At 38.4% G+C, this 13531-nt stretch carries 14 protein-coding genes; 8 read left to right on the top strand and 6 right to left on the bottom strand.

The genetic code is table 11. From position 1 onward, the window contains the following. A partial coding sequence (locus JWR87_RS15120; protein ID WP_297821592.1) for a hypothetical protein occupies window positions 1-180 on the top strand: 180 nt, incomplete at its 5' end. A 136-nt stretch (window positions 181-316) separates the two neighbouring features. Here the strand turns inward: JWR87_RS15120 and ffh are convergent. Both ffh and JWR87_RS15110 read right to left on the bottom strand, forming a co-directional pair. Continuing rightward, on the bottom strand, window positions 317-1639 hold the full coding sequence (gene ffh, locus JWR87_RS15115; protein ID WP_297821590.1) for a signal recognition particle protein: 1323 nt from the start codon (window positions 1637-1639) through the stop codon (window positions 317-319). Window positions 1640-1879: 240 nt separating this feature from the next. Further along, the gene (locus JWR87_RS15110) at window positions 1880-2746 is read right to left on the bottom strand and encodes an RNA polymerase sigma factor RpoD/SigA (RefSeq protein ID WP_297821588.1); all 867 of its coding nucleotides are present in this window, start codon (window positions 2744-2746) and stop codon (window positions 1880-1882) included. 295 nt (window positions 2747-3041) lie between these two features. On the opposite strand from JWR87_RS15110, the gene JWR87_RS15105 reads away from it, so the two are divergent. Further along, window positions 3042-3425 carry an START-like domain-containing protein gene (locus JWR87_RS15105; protein ID WP_297821586.1) on the top strand — a complete coding sequence of 128 codons (384 nt, stop codon included), beginning with the start codon at window positions 3042-3044 and terminating at the stop codon, window positions 3423-3425. Here JWR87_RS15105 and JWR87_RS15100 read toward each other — a convergent pair. Then, window positions 3422-4003 (bottom strand): hypothetical protein, encoded by a 582-nt coding sequence (locus JWR87_RS15100; RefSeq protein WP_297821584.1) that lies wholly within the window; start codon window positions 4001-4003, stop codon window positions 3422-3424. The genes JWR87_RS15105 and JWR87_RS15100 overlap by 4 nt on opposite strands. A 119-nt stretch (window positions 4004-4122) precedes the next feature. Between JWR87_RS15100 and JWR87_RS15095 the strand changes: the two genes are divergently transcribed. The 3 genes from JWR87_RS15095 (at window position 4123) to JWR87_RS15085 (ending at window position 7630) form a co-directional block, all read left to right on the top strand. Beyond that, window positions 4123-5565, top strand: a complete 1443-nt coding sequence (locus JWR87_RS15095; protein ID WP_297821582.1) for an LptF/LptG family permease — start codon at window positions 4123-4125, stop codon at window positions 5563-5565. 8 nt (window positions 5566-5573) lie between these two features. Next, the gene (locus tag JWR87_RS15090; protein ID WP_297821580.1) at window positions 5574-6332 is read left to right on the top strand and encodes a superoxide dismutase; all 759 of its coding nucleotides are present in this window, start codon (window positions 5574-5576) and stop codon (window positions 6330-6332) included. Between the two features lie 299 nt (window positions 6333-6631). Beyond that, window positions 6632-7630, top strand: a complete 999-nt coding sequence (locus JWR87_RS15085; RefSeq protein WP_297821578.1) for a cation diffusion facilitator family transporter — start codon at window positions 6632-6634, stop codon at window positions 7628-7630. A 216-nt stretch (window positions 7631-7846) separates the two neighbouring features. Here the strand turns inward: JWR87_RS15085 and JWR87_RS15080 are convergent, their stop codons facing one another. After that, a complete protein-coding gene (locus JWR87_RS15080; protein ID WP_297821576.1) occupies window positions 7847-8485 on the bottom strand; it encodes a hypothetical protein in 639 nt (212 codons plus the stop codon). 236 nt (window positions 8486-8721) lie between these two features. Between JWR87_RS15080 and JWR87_RS15075 the strand changes: the two genes are divergently transcribed. The 3 genes from JWR87_RS15075 (at window position 8722) to trmD (ending at window position 11714) form a co-directional block, all read left to right on the top strand. After that, window positions 8722-10095, top strand: a complete 1374-nt coding sequence (locus tag JWR87_RS15075; protein ID WP_297821574.1) for a dipeptidase — start codon at window positions 8722-8724, stop codon at window positions 10093-10095. Window positions 10096-10287: 192 nt separating this feature from the next. Then, complete coding sequence (locus JWR87_RS15070; protein ID WP_297821572.1) at window positions 10288-10680, top strand: RNA-binding S4 domain-containing protein; 393 nt, start codon at window positions 10288-10290, stop codon at window positions 10678-10680. 356 nt (window positions 10681-11036) lie between these two features. Beyond that, entirely contained in the window at window positions 11037-11714 is a 678-nt protein-coding gene (trmD, locus tag JWR87_RS15065; RefSeq protein WP_297821570.1) for a tRNA (guanosine(37)-N1)-methyltransferase TrmD, read from the top strand. A 51-nt stretch (window positions 11715-11765) separates the two neighbouring features. Here trmD and JWR87_RS15060 read toward each other — a convergent pair whose 3' ends face one another. Both JWR87_RS15060 and JWR87_RS15055 read right to left on the bottom strand, forming a co-directional pair. Continuing rightward, the gene (locus JWR87_RS15060; RefSeq protein ID WP_297821567.1) at window positions 11766-12551 is read right to left on the bottom strand and encodes a mechanosensitive ion channel domain-containing protein; all 786 of its coding nucleotides are present in this window, start codon (window positions 12549-12551) and stop codon (window positions 11766-11768) included. A gap of 72 nt (window positions 12552-12623) precedes the next feature. Beyond that, entirely contained in the window at window positions 12624-13508 is an 885-nt protein-coding gene (locus JWR87_RS15055) for a DMT family transporter (protein WP_297821565.1), read from the bottom strand. Window positions 13509-13531: the final 23 nt, after the last annotated feature.

Below are 13531 nucleotides of genomic sequence, written 5' to 3'. Positions count from 1 at the left end.
TACCAACCAATTGAAACTCGGTCTGTGACTGTTTCGTCCACCATTCCTAATCTTGCTACCTGGGCTTTACAAAATGGCACCAATTACAAGATGTTAAAACTTTTAAACCCGTGGATGCGGGATCGTTCGCTGAAGGTAAATCCCGGTAAAAGCTATGAGGTTAAGTTGCCTAAGAAATAAATTGTTTATTGTTAAGGGGTTTTATGAGTACCTGGCAACATCGAATTATTGATCTTAATTCCTACTCAAAAAGCCAATCAGTTTATCACTGATTGGCTTTTTGAGTAGGAATTAACAAATTTGCTCAACGATTTATCTACCTTCTCATGCCCGGCATTTTGCCCATGCCCATTGGCATTTTGTTCATCATTTTCATCATGTCACGCATTTGGTCAAATTGCTTCATAAACGCATTTACCTCGGTCATGTCTTTACCGGAACCTTTTGCAATTCTTAGCTTACGACTTTGATTGATCTCATCAGGATTACTTCTTTCGAAAGGAGTCATGCTTTTAATGATTGCTTCGATTCCTTTAAAGGCGTCGTCACTGATATCAACATCTTTAATCGCTTTTCCAACTCCTGGAATCATAGCCATCAGATCTTTAAGGTTACCCATTTTCTTGATCTGCTGTAGCTGATCAAGGAAATCCTGAAAATCAAATTGATTTTTACGGATTTTCTTTTCCAATCTCTTTGCTTCAACTTCATCGTACTGTGCCTGTGCTTTTTCTACCAATGTAGTTATATCACCCATCCCTAGTATCCGCTGGGCCATACGCTCGGGATAGAATACATCAAGCGTATCTAACTTTTCGCCACTGCTTACAAATTTTATAGGCTTTTCCACGGTGTACTTAATTGATAGAGCAGCACCGCCCCTAGTATCGCCGTCCAGTTTTGTAAGCACTACCCCGCTAAAATCTAGTCTTTCGTTAAATGCCTTAGCCGTGTTCACTGCATCCTGCCCGGTCATACTATCTACTACAAATAATATTTCATGCGGGTTTACTGCAGATTTAATGTTTGCAACCTCGGTCATCATCACCTCATCTACAGCGAGACGACCGGCTGTATCTATAATTACAACGTTTTTATTTTTAGATCGGGCTTCCTTAATAGCATTTTGTACTATCTCAACTGCGTTCTTATTTTCTCTTTCACTATACACTTCAACTCCTACCTGCCCACCTAAAACCATTAACTGATCAATAGCTGCCGGGCGATAAATGTCTGCTGCAACAAGCAACGGATTTTTTCCTTTGCTTTTTAGGTAGTTAGCCAACTTACCGCTAAATGTTGTTTTACCACTACCCTGTAAACCGGCAATCAAAATAATTGCAGGATTGCCGGTAATATTAAATGCGCTTTCGGTTCCGCCCATTAAACTGGCCAATTCATCCTTTACAATCTTGGTCATCAATTGGCCCGGGCTTACAGCATTAATTACCTTAGTACCCAAGGCAATTTCTTTTACCTTATCAGTAAATTCTTTGGCTATTTTATAGTTGACGTCAGCATCAACCAAAGCCCTACGAATTTCTTTAACCGTAGCAGCAATATTCAGTTCCGTTATTTTGGCTTCACCTTTTAGGTTTTTAAAGGCACCCTCAAGCCGTTCACTTAAACTTTCAAACATATCGTCAAAGATTTATTATAATCATTTATAAATGAAAATAAGTGAACAAAAAATGTTCACTTATTTAAGTGCAAATATACTTGCTGTAGTAATATGTATAATAATTGAATTAGTAAAGCACTGGTCTATTTTAATAACCTATAAAAAAAGCCCAATAAAGAGTTACCTGTAAAAGGGAGTGACACAACAATGTTTGAAAAGAGATACACGTGACCCAATATTTCAAAATATTTTTACCAATTACCCTAAGTATACCCGAAGTTCTTTACATCTTGATGTTGTACGAAGCTTGGTTATGGCCTTATCTTTTATTTGGCGAACTCTTTCGCGGGTAAGTGAATAGCGCTCTCCAATGTCCTCAAGGCTCAATGGATGATCGACACCAATGCCATAGAAAAAGCAAATAACATTTTTTTGCCTCTCGGTAAGAGCTTTTAAAGAACGGTCAATCTCCATTTTTAAAGACTCGCCATGTACAAGTTGCTCATCCGCCTGGTCTGCATTTGAATTTACTAATACATCAATAAGTGTATTGTCTTCACCGTCAGATAAAGGACTATCTACACTGACATGCCGGATACCCATTTGCAGCGTCGTTGTTACTTCCTCAGCCGTAATTTCAAGTAACTCCGCTAATTCTTCCGCAGTTGGTTCACGTTCAAATTCCTGTTCCAGCATTTGATATGCCTTGCTAATACGATTTGTAAGACCTACTTTATTTAGGGGTAGCCTTACAATTCGGCTTTGCTCGGCCAATGCCTGAAGAATACTTTGGCGGATCCACCATACTGCATAAGAAATAAATTTAAAACCCCTTGTTTCATCGAAACGTTGTGCGGCTTTAATGAGGCCAAGATTGCCTTCGTTGATCAGATCCGGTAGCGTAAGACCCTGGTTTTGGTACTGCTTTGCCACTGAAACCACAAACCTTAGATTTGCTTTTGTTAATCTTTCAAGTGCCTTTTGATCTCCTTCCTTAATTTTAATTGCCAATGCTACTTCTTCTTCCGGTGCTATGAGTTCTACTTTTCCAATTTCCTGAAGATACTTTTCAAGACTTTGAGATTCACGGTTCGTAATTGATTTCGTGATCTTAAGTTGACGCATACTCATAATGCTTTTGTTTTAGGGTAACTAAATAGGTAATAATGATTTTACGGGTGAAGTAATTGGGGGGAGATTTCTTACCAGCAAAGTAAGAAGGTTTTACGTAACAAAAAAAAATAATAGACGTTGTTAGAACATCATTCAATTAAATAATTTTAATGGTTGCCCACAACATATAAACGGTATTTTAAAAGTTTCAACTGCAATAAAAAACCATGCAATTTAAAAAAATGTTTTGCCTCTATTATTAATTTAATATTATTGCAAACTTTCGTTTCTACGACAATAGATTATTATGAGCAAAAAACAATTGTACACGTTGGAATACCCGGTAAGATGTTCGCCGAGTATTCTATTTGAATTCTTATCTACTCCTGCTGGCCTTGGTGAATGGTTTGCTGATAAAGTTGATGAGAACAAAGAACACGTCTTCACTTTCACCTGGAATGATTCGACAGAAAAGGCGCAGTTAGTAGACATGACAGAAAATAAATCTGTGAGGTTTCATTGGGTAGATGCTCCTAAAGAAGAGTATTTCGAATTTGAAATTGAGAAATCTGAAGTAACAAATCAAACCATACTGATAATTAAAGATTTTGCAGAAAAAAAAGAAATCAAAGACCAGACACAATTATGGGAGTACCAGATTAAAGATTTGTTTCATAGAATTGGCGCTTAAGAACCTAAGACTTCCATTAGAAAGCTGAAGTTACTTTCACAAAAACGTTCCACTTCATCCCACTTATCAAGTGGGATTTTTTTTGCCAGCTTTAAATAAGAAGAGCCTTCAAAATCGCACCCTTTCTCCAGTTGTAGCGGTGTATAATTGTCTCTTTCAAAATGATGTTGCCACGGATCGTCACCACAACTAACAAACCAACCCTCAAATAAATTTTGGTTCATCGCACTTTTAACGGCGGCAATGTAGTCGCTCTTGTATTGTCCGCTTAAATGTAGAGTGATACTAAAAAAATTACCCCACCAAAAAAAAGTTCTTACGGCAAATACATCAACCTTTCCAAAATGACGCGGATAATCTAAAATAACATAAGGCAAACCCTTATAATTTTCGCCCCGCGAAATTTTAGCGCTTATTGCATTTACAACTGGCAGGTTCTTGTTCGAAGATGACTGTTTATAGAATTCGGATAGTTTTCCAAATACCTCGTAAACCTTTTGTATAATCTTGTTCTTGGTCAATAGCAAGTCAGCATCCTGCACCAGTTTCATTTCGTATTCACTAAGCGAATCAATCATAGCAGGATAAATATAAATGAAACATGTGTTAATAAACATTGTCAATAACCTGGCGGCAGGTGGGCGTCTTTGTAAAACACTAAATTTGCCCCTACTCAAAGGTTCTAAAACCAGGCAAAGTGATTAAAAAACTTGATACATTAATTATAAAAGCGTTTATAGGGCCTTTTTTTGCCACTTTCTTTATCGCCTTGTTCGTATTGGTAATGCAATTCTTCTGGCTTTATATAGATGACCTGGTAGGAAAGGGATTAGATTTAGGAACACTTGCACATCTTACAGGCTTGGTTGCCATAAACTGGGTACCGTTGGCGTTGCCTCTTGCATTATTGCTTTCATCAATAATGACCTTTGGCAACCTTGGAGAAAGTTTTGAGTTAGTTGCAATTAAATCGGCAGGTATTCCTTTGCTTCGTTTTATGCAGCCTCTGTTTATTGTTTCAGTATTTATAGCAGGTATCTCTTTTTTGTTTGCAAACAACATCATGCCTGTTGCAGTGTTGAAGCTGAATACTTTGAAGTACGATATAATTGTATCGAAACCCGCTTTTGACATCAAGGAAGGTGTTTTCTATGATAAGATAGAAGGATATGTAATTAAAATAGGCAAAAAATCGAAAGATGGAAATACTATTAAGGATGTAATTATTTATGAAAAGAATTACGGTTTGCAGGATTACAGCCTGGTGGCAGAAAGTGGTGTAATGAAAGTGGCCCCGGGAAACAAGTTGGAATTTGATTTAAAGAACGGTTGGCGCTACGAAGAAAAAGGGAACCGACTCACTACCAATACCCAATTTACAAGGGTTGGATTTAAAGAATATAAAAAAATCTTAGATCTCAGTAGTTTTCAGATGAATAAAACCTCCGACAGTGCTTTTAGGGACAATTACAAAATGCTGAGTGTAAGACAGCTAAGTAAAACGATAGACTCTCTTAAAAACACAGGCTTGTTGTACGAGAAAAGGGCCCAAAACGAAGTCTCTGTTTACTTTACTTTTCCAAGGTTTGCTGATACAGGTTTGGCCAACATTGATCCTAAAACTTTACCTGTTATAAAAAGTATAGATGACCTTATAGCTGACTCTGCAAAGACATCAGTAAAAGATAGAGCACACACGCAAATTAGTTCTGCAAGGTCTAACATCGACTTAATTGCATCTGACTATGATACTAAGCAAAAAGATATTAAGTATCATGAAATAGAGTTACAGCGGAAATTTACCTTAGCTTTTGCATGCGTTATATTATTCTTAATTGGAGCGCCGCTTGGCTCAATTATCAGGAAAGGCGGATTGGGTACTCCTTTGGTTTTTGCAGTTATCTTCTTCGTTTTATTTCATCTCCTAAATACTTTTGGTGAAAAATTTGTAAAAGGCAACGTTTTGTCTCCGTTTCAGGGAATGTGGCTTTCTACTTTTGTATTAATTCCTATAAGTTTTTTCCTTACCTATAAAGCCATGAAGGATTCGCAACTATTTAACCAGGAGTATTATTACCGCTCCTTCAAAAAGCTTCGGGTTATTTTATCTAATTTTAATAATAAAAGAGTTAAAACCTAAATTATAGTATGAAAAAAGAGCAGTTATCCAGGCGAAATTTCATTGAAAAATCCGGCAAGGCTGGTATTGCCCTTGGTCTTTCCGCCACTGTGTTACCTTCGGTATTTTCTTGCAACCCTGCACACGCAATGACTAAAAATTTACCTCCTATACCTTATACTCAACAACCATTACCTTATACCTATAATGCCCTCGAACCTTTCATTGACGCAACGACAATGGAAATTCATTATTCAAAACACGCAGCTACCTATGCTAAAAACCTGGCAGAAGCAACTGTCGCGGAAGGTGTCAGTTCAGCTAATACAAGTCTCGAAACTTTACTAGGCAATATTTCAAAATACACTCCAAAAATGCGTAATAATGCCGGCGGGCACTACAATCACGAACTGTTTTGGAAAATTATGGGCCCCAGGCAAAGTGCAAAACCGAACAAGGGTTTAACGTCTGCTATTACAAGAGATTTTGGATCGTACGAAGCTTTTACAACCCAGTTTAGCGATGCCGGTAAAAATCGCTTTGGCAGTGGTTGGGCATGGCTTGTAATAACGCCCGACAACAAATTAAAAATAGGGTCAACTCCTAACCAGGATAATCCTTTAATGGACGTTAGCGATTTAAAAGGAATGCCCTTATTAGGACTGGATGTATGGGAGCACGCCTACTATCTCAAGTATCAAAACAAAAGACCCGATTATATTACTAATTGGTGGAACGTTGTTAATTGGTCATTTGTTAGCGACCGCTTTGATACTGCTATAAAATAATTTTGGACTGAGCCGGGCAAATTTATTCAGCATTGTTGCGTCGCACACTGCAACTTTCCGTTTCTATATTCAGCTTCTTATCATAAGACACTTAAAAAAGAATAAAACCGAAGCGCCTTTAACGGTTTTAACGAAAAAAAACTAAAATTGAATTAATTGAAGTAAAAAAGCACTGCTACTTTCGCAGTGCTTTTTTACTTCAATTTCAATTTGTATCAACCTTTATCCTCCTTTATGTAGTTTTTCAGAATTACATTTTGTTGTATAATAGAATTAATCAATTTTAAAAGTATCTGCATTTGCAATCTGCGAGTTATAATTTAAAAGTTCAAAAGTGGATCACTGCTTTATCGGTTGTGCTTCTTATGGCCAAAGTAGTAGCCTACCACCTTACTAATTCACTTGCTATTTTAACCGATGCGTTAGAAAGCATTGTTAATGTAATTGCGGGAGGCATAGGTCTATACAGCCTTTTTGTAGCAGCAAAACCAAAAGATGAAGAACACCCCTACGGCCATGGAAAGGCCGAATTTGTATCAGCCGCCGTAGAGGGAACCTTAATCGTTGCAGCAGGAGTTGTGATATTGTATCAAACCGCTATTCATTTCATCACACCAAACCAAATAGGCAAGCTTGACGCAGGTTTAATAATGGTTGGAGCTACTGCCATTGTAAATTATTGCGCCGGAGTTGTTTGCCTTAAAATTGGTAAAAGAAATCATTCTCTCGCATTGCAGGCCAGTGGCCGTCACTTACAAACTGACACGTGGTCTACCCTTGCCATTATTGTAGGATTACTGCTAATGGTTGTTACCCGGTTGTACTGGCTAGACAAAGCAATTGCAGTTTTAATGGCTGCTTACATTATCTATAACGGGTATAAGATCATAAGAGAGTCGCTTGCCGGGATCATGGATGAGCAGGATATGCAACTCCTGCAGGAGATTGTGGACTTCCTCAATAAAAACAGGCGTGTTAACTGGATAGACCTTCATAATTTCCGCATAATAAAATACGGTAGTCACCTTCACATCGATTGTCACCTAACGGTTCCCTGGTACTTAAATGTGCACGAAGCGCAGAGTGAAATTGATACGTTGATGAGTTTAATTACAGAAGAATTTGGAACTGCTATCGAATTTTTTGTGCATACTGATGGTTGCCTTGCATTTAGCTGCCCCTTGTGCGACAAATTTTCCTGCCCGGTAAGGCAGCATGCCTTTGAACATAAAGTAGAATGGACACTCGATAACCTTCTTACCAATCAAATGCACCGCTTAAAAAAGGATGCGGTATAAATTGGCTCAGCCTCTGCAGACCCCTCTCGCGTACGAGAAAAACCGGCAAAGGCTGATGGATGGCAAACCGCTCAATCGTAGAGCAAATGTAATAACATAACTGATATTGCCAAAAAAAGGTTGACGAATTTTTACGACACATGATTAAAATATGCTTAACAAAATTCTTCTACCGCTTTGTGTTTAGCAGGTTATACATAGGTTTATTTTTTACCCTCACTTTATCTCGTAAGAAACCACCTCTTGTTTAGAAGTATAAGCTTGTGCGCCAGGCACGGTTATCAGGATTATATCTTCTATTAATCCAACACCCTCCTGGTAATAAAAATCCCCTCCTCCGACAACCGTTCCAAATATGGAAATGTCTAGCCGCACACGAGTTACATTATTAAACGCTTTTCCATTTACGGTGCGACTTTCACCTTTCCCTTTTAGTGTATAATTTAAATTTGCCGTAAGATCTGTACCTAAGTATTTAAAAGAAGCAGTACCCGTCCAGGTCTCATTAACAGCCTTATTATCCTTTAAATAAAGCTCTTCAAAACTGTTAACTCCTATTCCCGGAAAAGAAGCAAACCTGTAATAATCACTACCAACCTTGCCCATATAAGTAGTCGAACCATCCGAACTCGTTACAGCTCTATATGTTCTACCATTTGCGACTGTATCTCGATTGGTAACAGTCAACTTAAAGTTGGTAGAAGTTGTTCCTTCAGTATACTTATAAGTCCAATTAGTTCCGGTAGTTAAAGGCCCGAAATTATCGGGAGGAGGATCGCCAATACTTTCTTTTTTACAAGCTGATAATAGTATTGTTGCCGCTGCAAAGTATATCGGCAAAAGTGCTTTTTTCATAGTTTTCTTTTTAAACTTTTGGATTATTTCTTAAGAATTTAATTCAATCTTACCGAAAAGCAAAAACGTATTTGTTATTGATAACGAGAAAACTAAAGGTAAAATTTTCAATGACAACAGGTTTTAATATTTATCCTGTAGATATCGTTTCTGCTTTTGTTCATTCGCATCCTTTTATTTTAAGTCCCTATATTCGCTCCGGATTTATTTGTTACTGATTTAAATAACATCGAGTCATGCAAGCCTGGAAAGAGTATCAATCGCAAAATAAAGATCGGTTTTTAAACGAATTACTTGAGCTACTTCGTATACCAAGTGTTAGCGCCAGAAGTGAACATAAGACAGACATGGTAGAATGTGCGAACGCAGTAAAAGAAAAATTATTGCAGGCAGGTGCAGCTAAGGCAGAAATATTTGAAACTAATGGCTACCCTGTTGTTTATGGAGAAAAAATTATTGATCCGTCCAAACCTACTGTGCTGGTGTATGGTCACTACGACGTACAACCTCCTGATCCATTAAATCTATGGCACAGCGGACCTTTTGAACCGGTCATCAAAGATGAAAAGATCTATGCAAGAGGCGCATGTGACGACAAAGGACAGTTTTACATGCACATAAAAGCATTTGAAACAATGGTTAAAACCAATAGTCTATCAACAAATGTCAAATTTATAATAGAGGGTGAAGAAGAAGTAGGAAGTCCTAACCTCGCCACTTTTATTCAGGAGAAGAAAGACATGTTGAAGGCTGATGTTATTTTAATTAGTGATACCGCAATGCTTAGTCTGCAAACGCCCAGTATAGATGTAGGCGTTCGCGGCCTCACATATATCGAAGTAGAAATTACAGGTCCAAATCGTGATTTACACAGTGGTGTATATGGCGGCGCTGTTGCCAATCCGATAACCATTCTTGCAAAAATGATAGCCAGTTTACATGATGAAAACAACCATATCACCATTCCTGGTTTTTATGACGATGTGCTGGAGTCAAGCCGCCAAGAACGGGCTGAAATGGCCAAAGCACCTTATATAGAAGAGGAGTACAAACAAGATTTGGGTGTACAGGAATTATGGGGCGAGAAAGGCTATACTACAAATGAAAGAACCGGCATCCGCCCCACGCTTGAGGTAAATGGTATCTGGGGTGGTTACACAGAAGAAGGTGCTAAAACCGTTTTGCCATCGAGGGCATTTGCCAAAATTAGTTGTCGCCTGGTTCCTAATCAAACCAGTGCAAAAATGACCGAACTGCTAATTAATCATATTAAGGCTATTGCCCCACCCAGTGTTACAGTCAAAGCTTCTGAACATCATGGAGGCGATCCTTATTTAACTCCTATTGATAGTTTAGAATACCAGGCTGCATCTAAAGCGATAGAAACCACGTTTGGCAAGCCTCCTATCCCCGTTAGGGGTGGTGGCAGTATTCCTATCACTTCCCTTTTTCAAAGTATATTGGGTCTCAAAACTGTTTTTTTAGGCTTTGGTCTCGACAGTGATAACTTGCATAGTCCCAATGAAAAATTCAACCTTGCCAATTTTTATAAAGGCATCGAAACCATCCCATATTTTCATCAATATTTCGCTGAGCTAAAAAAGGCTTAAGAATTATTCATCCTATACAAGCTCCCGGCAAATTAAAATGTCGGGAGTTTTTTTTGTACAAGCTTTTAAACATGTAGCAACTTTGGTTGCGACGCTCCATTTTAACTGTAGTACTTCATGCAACTGGTATTAATTTTACTTTTAAGCAACTTTTAAACAGAAGCGCTTATCTACAAATTACTTAATAGCACAATGTCAGACACTAAAGAAAAATTACGAATAGACAAATACTTGTGGGCAATACGAGTATTCAAAACCCGCAGCCTTGCAAGTGAAGCTTGCGAAAAAGGACGGGTAAAATTCAAAGGCGATTCAGTAAAGGCATCGAAAGCTGTTACTGTAGGTGATGAATATGAAATAAAAACCGAAGCAAGAAAGTGGATCATCAAAGTTACAGGGCTTCTGGCAAACAGGGTTCAATTTGCAGAAGCGACCAAATGTTACATAGACCTTACCCCATCAGAAGAGCTTGAGCCGATAAAAACACAGGCTACATCGTTTCATACTGGTAAAAGACTTAGCAAAATTGGTCGTCCCACAAAAAAAGAAAGAAGAGACCTTGATGATTTTGTTGAAGATGCATAAAATTGAAACATGAAAAAAAGAGCTTTTTATCCTTTTAACTGCTGTATTCATTGCCTGCGCCGCTATTTTTTTAAACTGGTATACAGTAAAAATAATAAACAGCAGTATTTACAGCAGCTTTGACAAAGAAGCAAGGTTTGCCGGTGGTGCTGTAGGATGGCTAAAACACGTTGAAAGTAATCTTAACGCTGATTTAGCAACGAAGTAAAAGAAAACAAAATGAGGCCAGCAAACAGTAATTTAAGAAGGGGCAAAATGGGCTCCTGCAGAACAGGGCAAAAGAAAAGTATTTACCAGGCTCTTCAGTATGTAACATTCCAGGTCGCAGCGGAATGATATTATAGTAGTTTTACCAGATGAAAATTGACATCTTAACCGTTGTGCCCGGGCTATTAGAGAGCCCGTTTTCCCATTCTATTTTAAAACGTGCGAAAGAGAAAGGTCTGTTTGAGGTGAACGTTATTAACCTGCGCGATTACAGCACAAGCAAACAAAAACAAGTTGATGATTACCAATTCGGCGGCGGGGCAGGCATGGTGATGATGTGCCAACCCTTAGCAGATGCAATAGACAAACTGCAGGAAAATCAAAAATATGATGAGGTAATTTATATGACTCCGGACGGGAGTCAGTTTAATCAAAAACTTGCAAATCGTTTATCGCTTAAAAACAATCTTCTCATTATATGCGGCCACTACAAAGGAATTGATGAAAGAATAAGGCAACATTATGTGACAATGGAAATTTCTATTGGAGATTACGTGCTGAGTGGCGGTGAACTGGCCGCCGCAGTAGTGGTAGACGCCATTGGAAGATTGATACCGGGTGTTTTAAGTAATGAAACCTCTGCCCTCTTTGACTCTTTCCAGGACGATTTGTTAGCTCCTCCCGTTTATACCCGACCGGCAGAATTTAAAGGTTGGAAAGTACCGGATGTATTACTGGCAGGTGACCCTAAAAAAGTGGATGAATGGAGAACCGACCAATCACTCGAAAGAACAAAAGAAAGAAGACCGGACCTATTGAATGAGTAGCTATGCAAGAAAATATCTTACTTGCTTTTCTTTATAATGTTGTACTTACTGCTACAGTCCCGCCAACTTAATGCCGCCAGCAATAACGTCTTCCAAAATTTTTTGCTGCAATTGCAGCTTAATCTGCTGGTATCCCTCTGGCTTTACCCAGGTATTTACCATTACCTTGTATCCATCGGCATCAACAGACGAAACACCAATATGAAATTTAGGTTCTTCTAAAAGTTCTTTGTTTTCAAGAATCGTGTTTTGCAGTATTGTTCTTACTTGTTCAAAAGCTATAGCAAACGGCAGTTTAATTTCTACATCCAGTCTCCTGATCCCTTCCCTGCTCAGGTTTACGATCACTTCATTTGACAATTTGCTGTTTGGAAGAATAACAGTTCTATTATCGAAAGTTGTTACAATGGTGTAGAAGATTTCTATAGAATGTACTATGCCTTCATGTCCCTGGGCGATAATATTATCACCTACCCTAAATGGTTTTAAAATAAGGATTAAAACACCACTGGTAAAATTTTGAAGCGTACCGGATAAAGCCAAACCGGTAGCGACACCAAAAGCTCCGACAAAAGCAGCAAAGATGGTCATCTGAACGCCTACTACCTGCATTGCAGCAAGCAGAAGTAAGCCTTGCAGAAAGATTACAGAAACGCTTAGTAAGAACGGACGAAGTGATGGGTCAACATTTCTTCTGGTCAAGGAATTATGCAGCAGCCCTTTTATCTTTCCTATCAGCCAAAAGCCCAGTAATAGCAGTAGAAGTGCAACAACTGCACGCAGGCCATATCTCACCGTCCAATTGTAACCTTTAAGATAAAAGTCTTCAAATTTCATTGCTCACTTAATTTTTACTGTTCGGGCACAAATGTAAAAAACTATACCATGTGTTCTGTTATTACTACTTGTCTAATAACTCACCAACCTCTTACGGCTTTTAATTATGCGTAGCATTTGCAGAATTACTGCCAGAAGTATAAGTGCAAAACCGTAGTAAAACCATTTACTTAAATACTTATTCTCATTATAAACAACAAAGGCGAGCACAATACCGTAAACAGGCTCAAGATTTAGAGTAAGATTTTGGGTAAAAGCAGAAACCTTTTGCAATGCTTGTAAGGAGAGGTCCATGGCTGCAATCGTACAAACCCAACTTAATAAGAGTAGCCAGATGTAGTCTCCCTTTACAGGAACCCAACGATCAGTTGGCAGCAAATAGAGATAAAGTGGCAATAAAATAGTCAGCAATAAAAATCCACCACATAACTCGTATAGCATTACGGTTTTAGGTGCATTATACGAAACCTGGCTTTTGTTTAGCACCGAAAATATACAGGTCAATAAAGCTGCAACGACACCTAATATTATCCCTATTTTGTACTGGGGATCAAAATGAAAAATAAGATAGATGCCTACAATCGCTAATAGTCCTAATAGCACTTCCGTTACAACTAACTTTTTTCTTGATATTAAAGGTTCCAAAAGGGCTGTAAATAATCCTGTGGAAGACAGGCACGTTAAGGCTATAGATACATTAGAATACTTAATGCTACCATAAAAGAAGCACCAATGGAAAGCAAGAAGTCCACCGATGCCGAACAACTGCCAGCGCTGCTTGTTTGATACCGACTCCAACTGCTTTTTTGCCCGCATTAAAAAATACAAGGTTGCTATAGTAATAATAAGACGATACCAAACAAGCAGGCCTTCATTAAGGGAAATCAGCCTTCCTAAAACACCGGTAAAGCCCCAAAGAAATACAGCTATATGCAGCTTATATAGAGCATTTTTCATGACCGGCAAATATAGGGGAATAG

Origin of the sequence: Segetibacter sp., assembly GCF_025963695.1 — a bacterium.
Taxonomy (GTDB): Bacteria; Bacteroidota; Bacteroidia; order Chitinophagales; family Chitinophagaceae; genus Segetibacter.
This window is presented reverse-complemented; position numbering and strand designations above follow the sequence as displayed.

Bases quoted from the DNA above. Each gene is read 5' to 3' on its own strand.
- ffh (WP_297821590.1), bottom strand. From the start codon at position 1,639: ATGTTTGAAAGTTTAAGTGAACGGCTTGAGGGTGCCTTTAAAAACCTA.
- JWR87_RS15110 (WP_297821588.1), bottom strand. From the start codon at position 2,746: ATGCGTCAACTTAAGATCACGAAATCAATTACGAACCGTGAATCTCAA.
- JWR87_RS15105 (WP_297821586.1), top strand. From the start codon at position 3,042: ATGAGCAAAAAACAATTGTACACGTTGGAATACCCGGTAAGATGTTCG.
- JWR87_RS15100 (WP_297821584.1), bottom strand. From the start codon at position 4,003: ATGATTGATTCGCTTAGTGAATACGAAATGAAACTGGTGCAGGATGCT.
- JWR87_RS15090 (WP_297821580.1), top strand. From the start codon at position 5,574: ATGAAAAAAGAGCAGTTATCCAGGCGAAATTTCATTGAAAAATCCGGC.
- JWR87_RS15080 (WP_297821576.1), bottom strand. From the start codon at position 8,485: ATGAAAAAAGCACTTTTGCCGATATACTTTGCAGCGGCAACAATACTA.
- JWR87_RS15075 (WP_297821574.1), top strand. From the start codon at position 8,722: ATGCAAGCCTGGAAAGAGTATCAATCGCAAAATAAAGATCGGTTTTTA.
- JWR87_RS15070 (WP_297821572.1), top strand. From the start codon at position 10,288: ATGTCAGACACTAAAGAAAAATTACGAATAGACAAATACTTGTGGGCA.
- trmD (WP_297821570.1), top strand. From the start codon at position 11,037: ATGAAAATTGACATCTTAACCGTTGTGCCCGGGCTATTAGAGAGCCCG.
- JWR87_RS15060 (WP_297821567.1), bottom strand. From the start codon at position 12,551: ATGAAATTTGAAGACTTTTATCTTAAAGGTTACAATTGGACGGTGAGA.
- JWR87_RS15055 (WP_297821565.1), bottom strand. From the start codon at position 13,508: ATGAAAAATGCTCTATATAAGCTGCATATAGCTGTATTTCTTTGGGGC.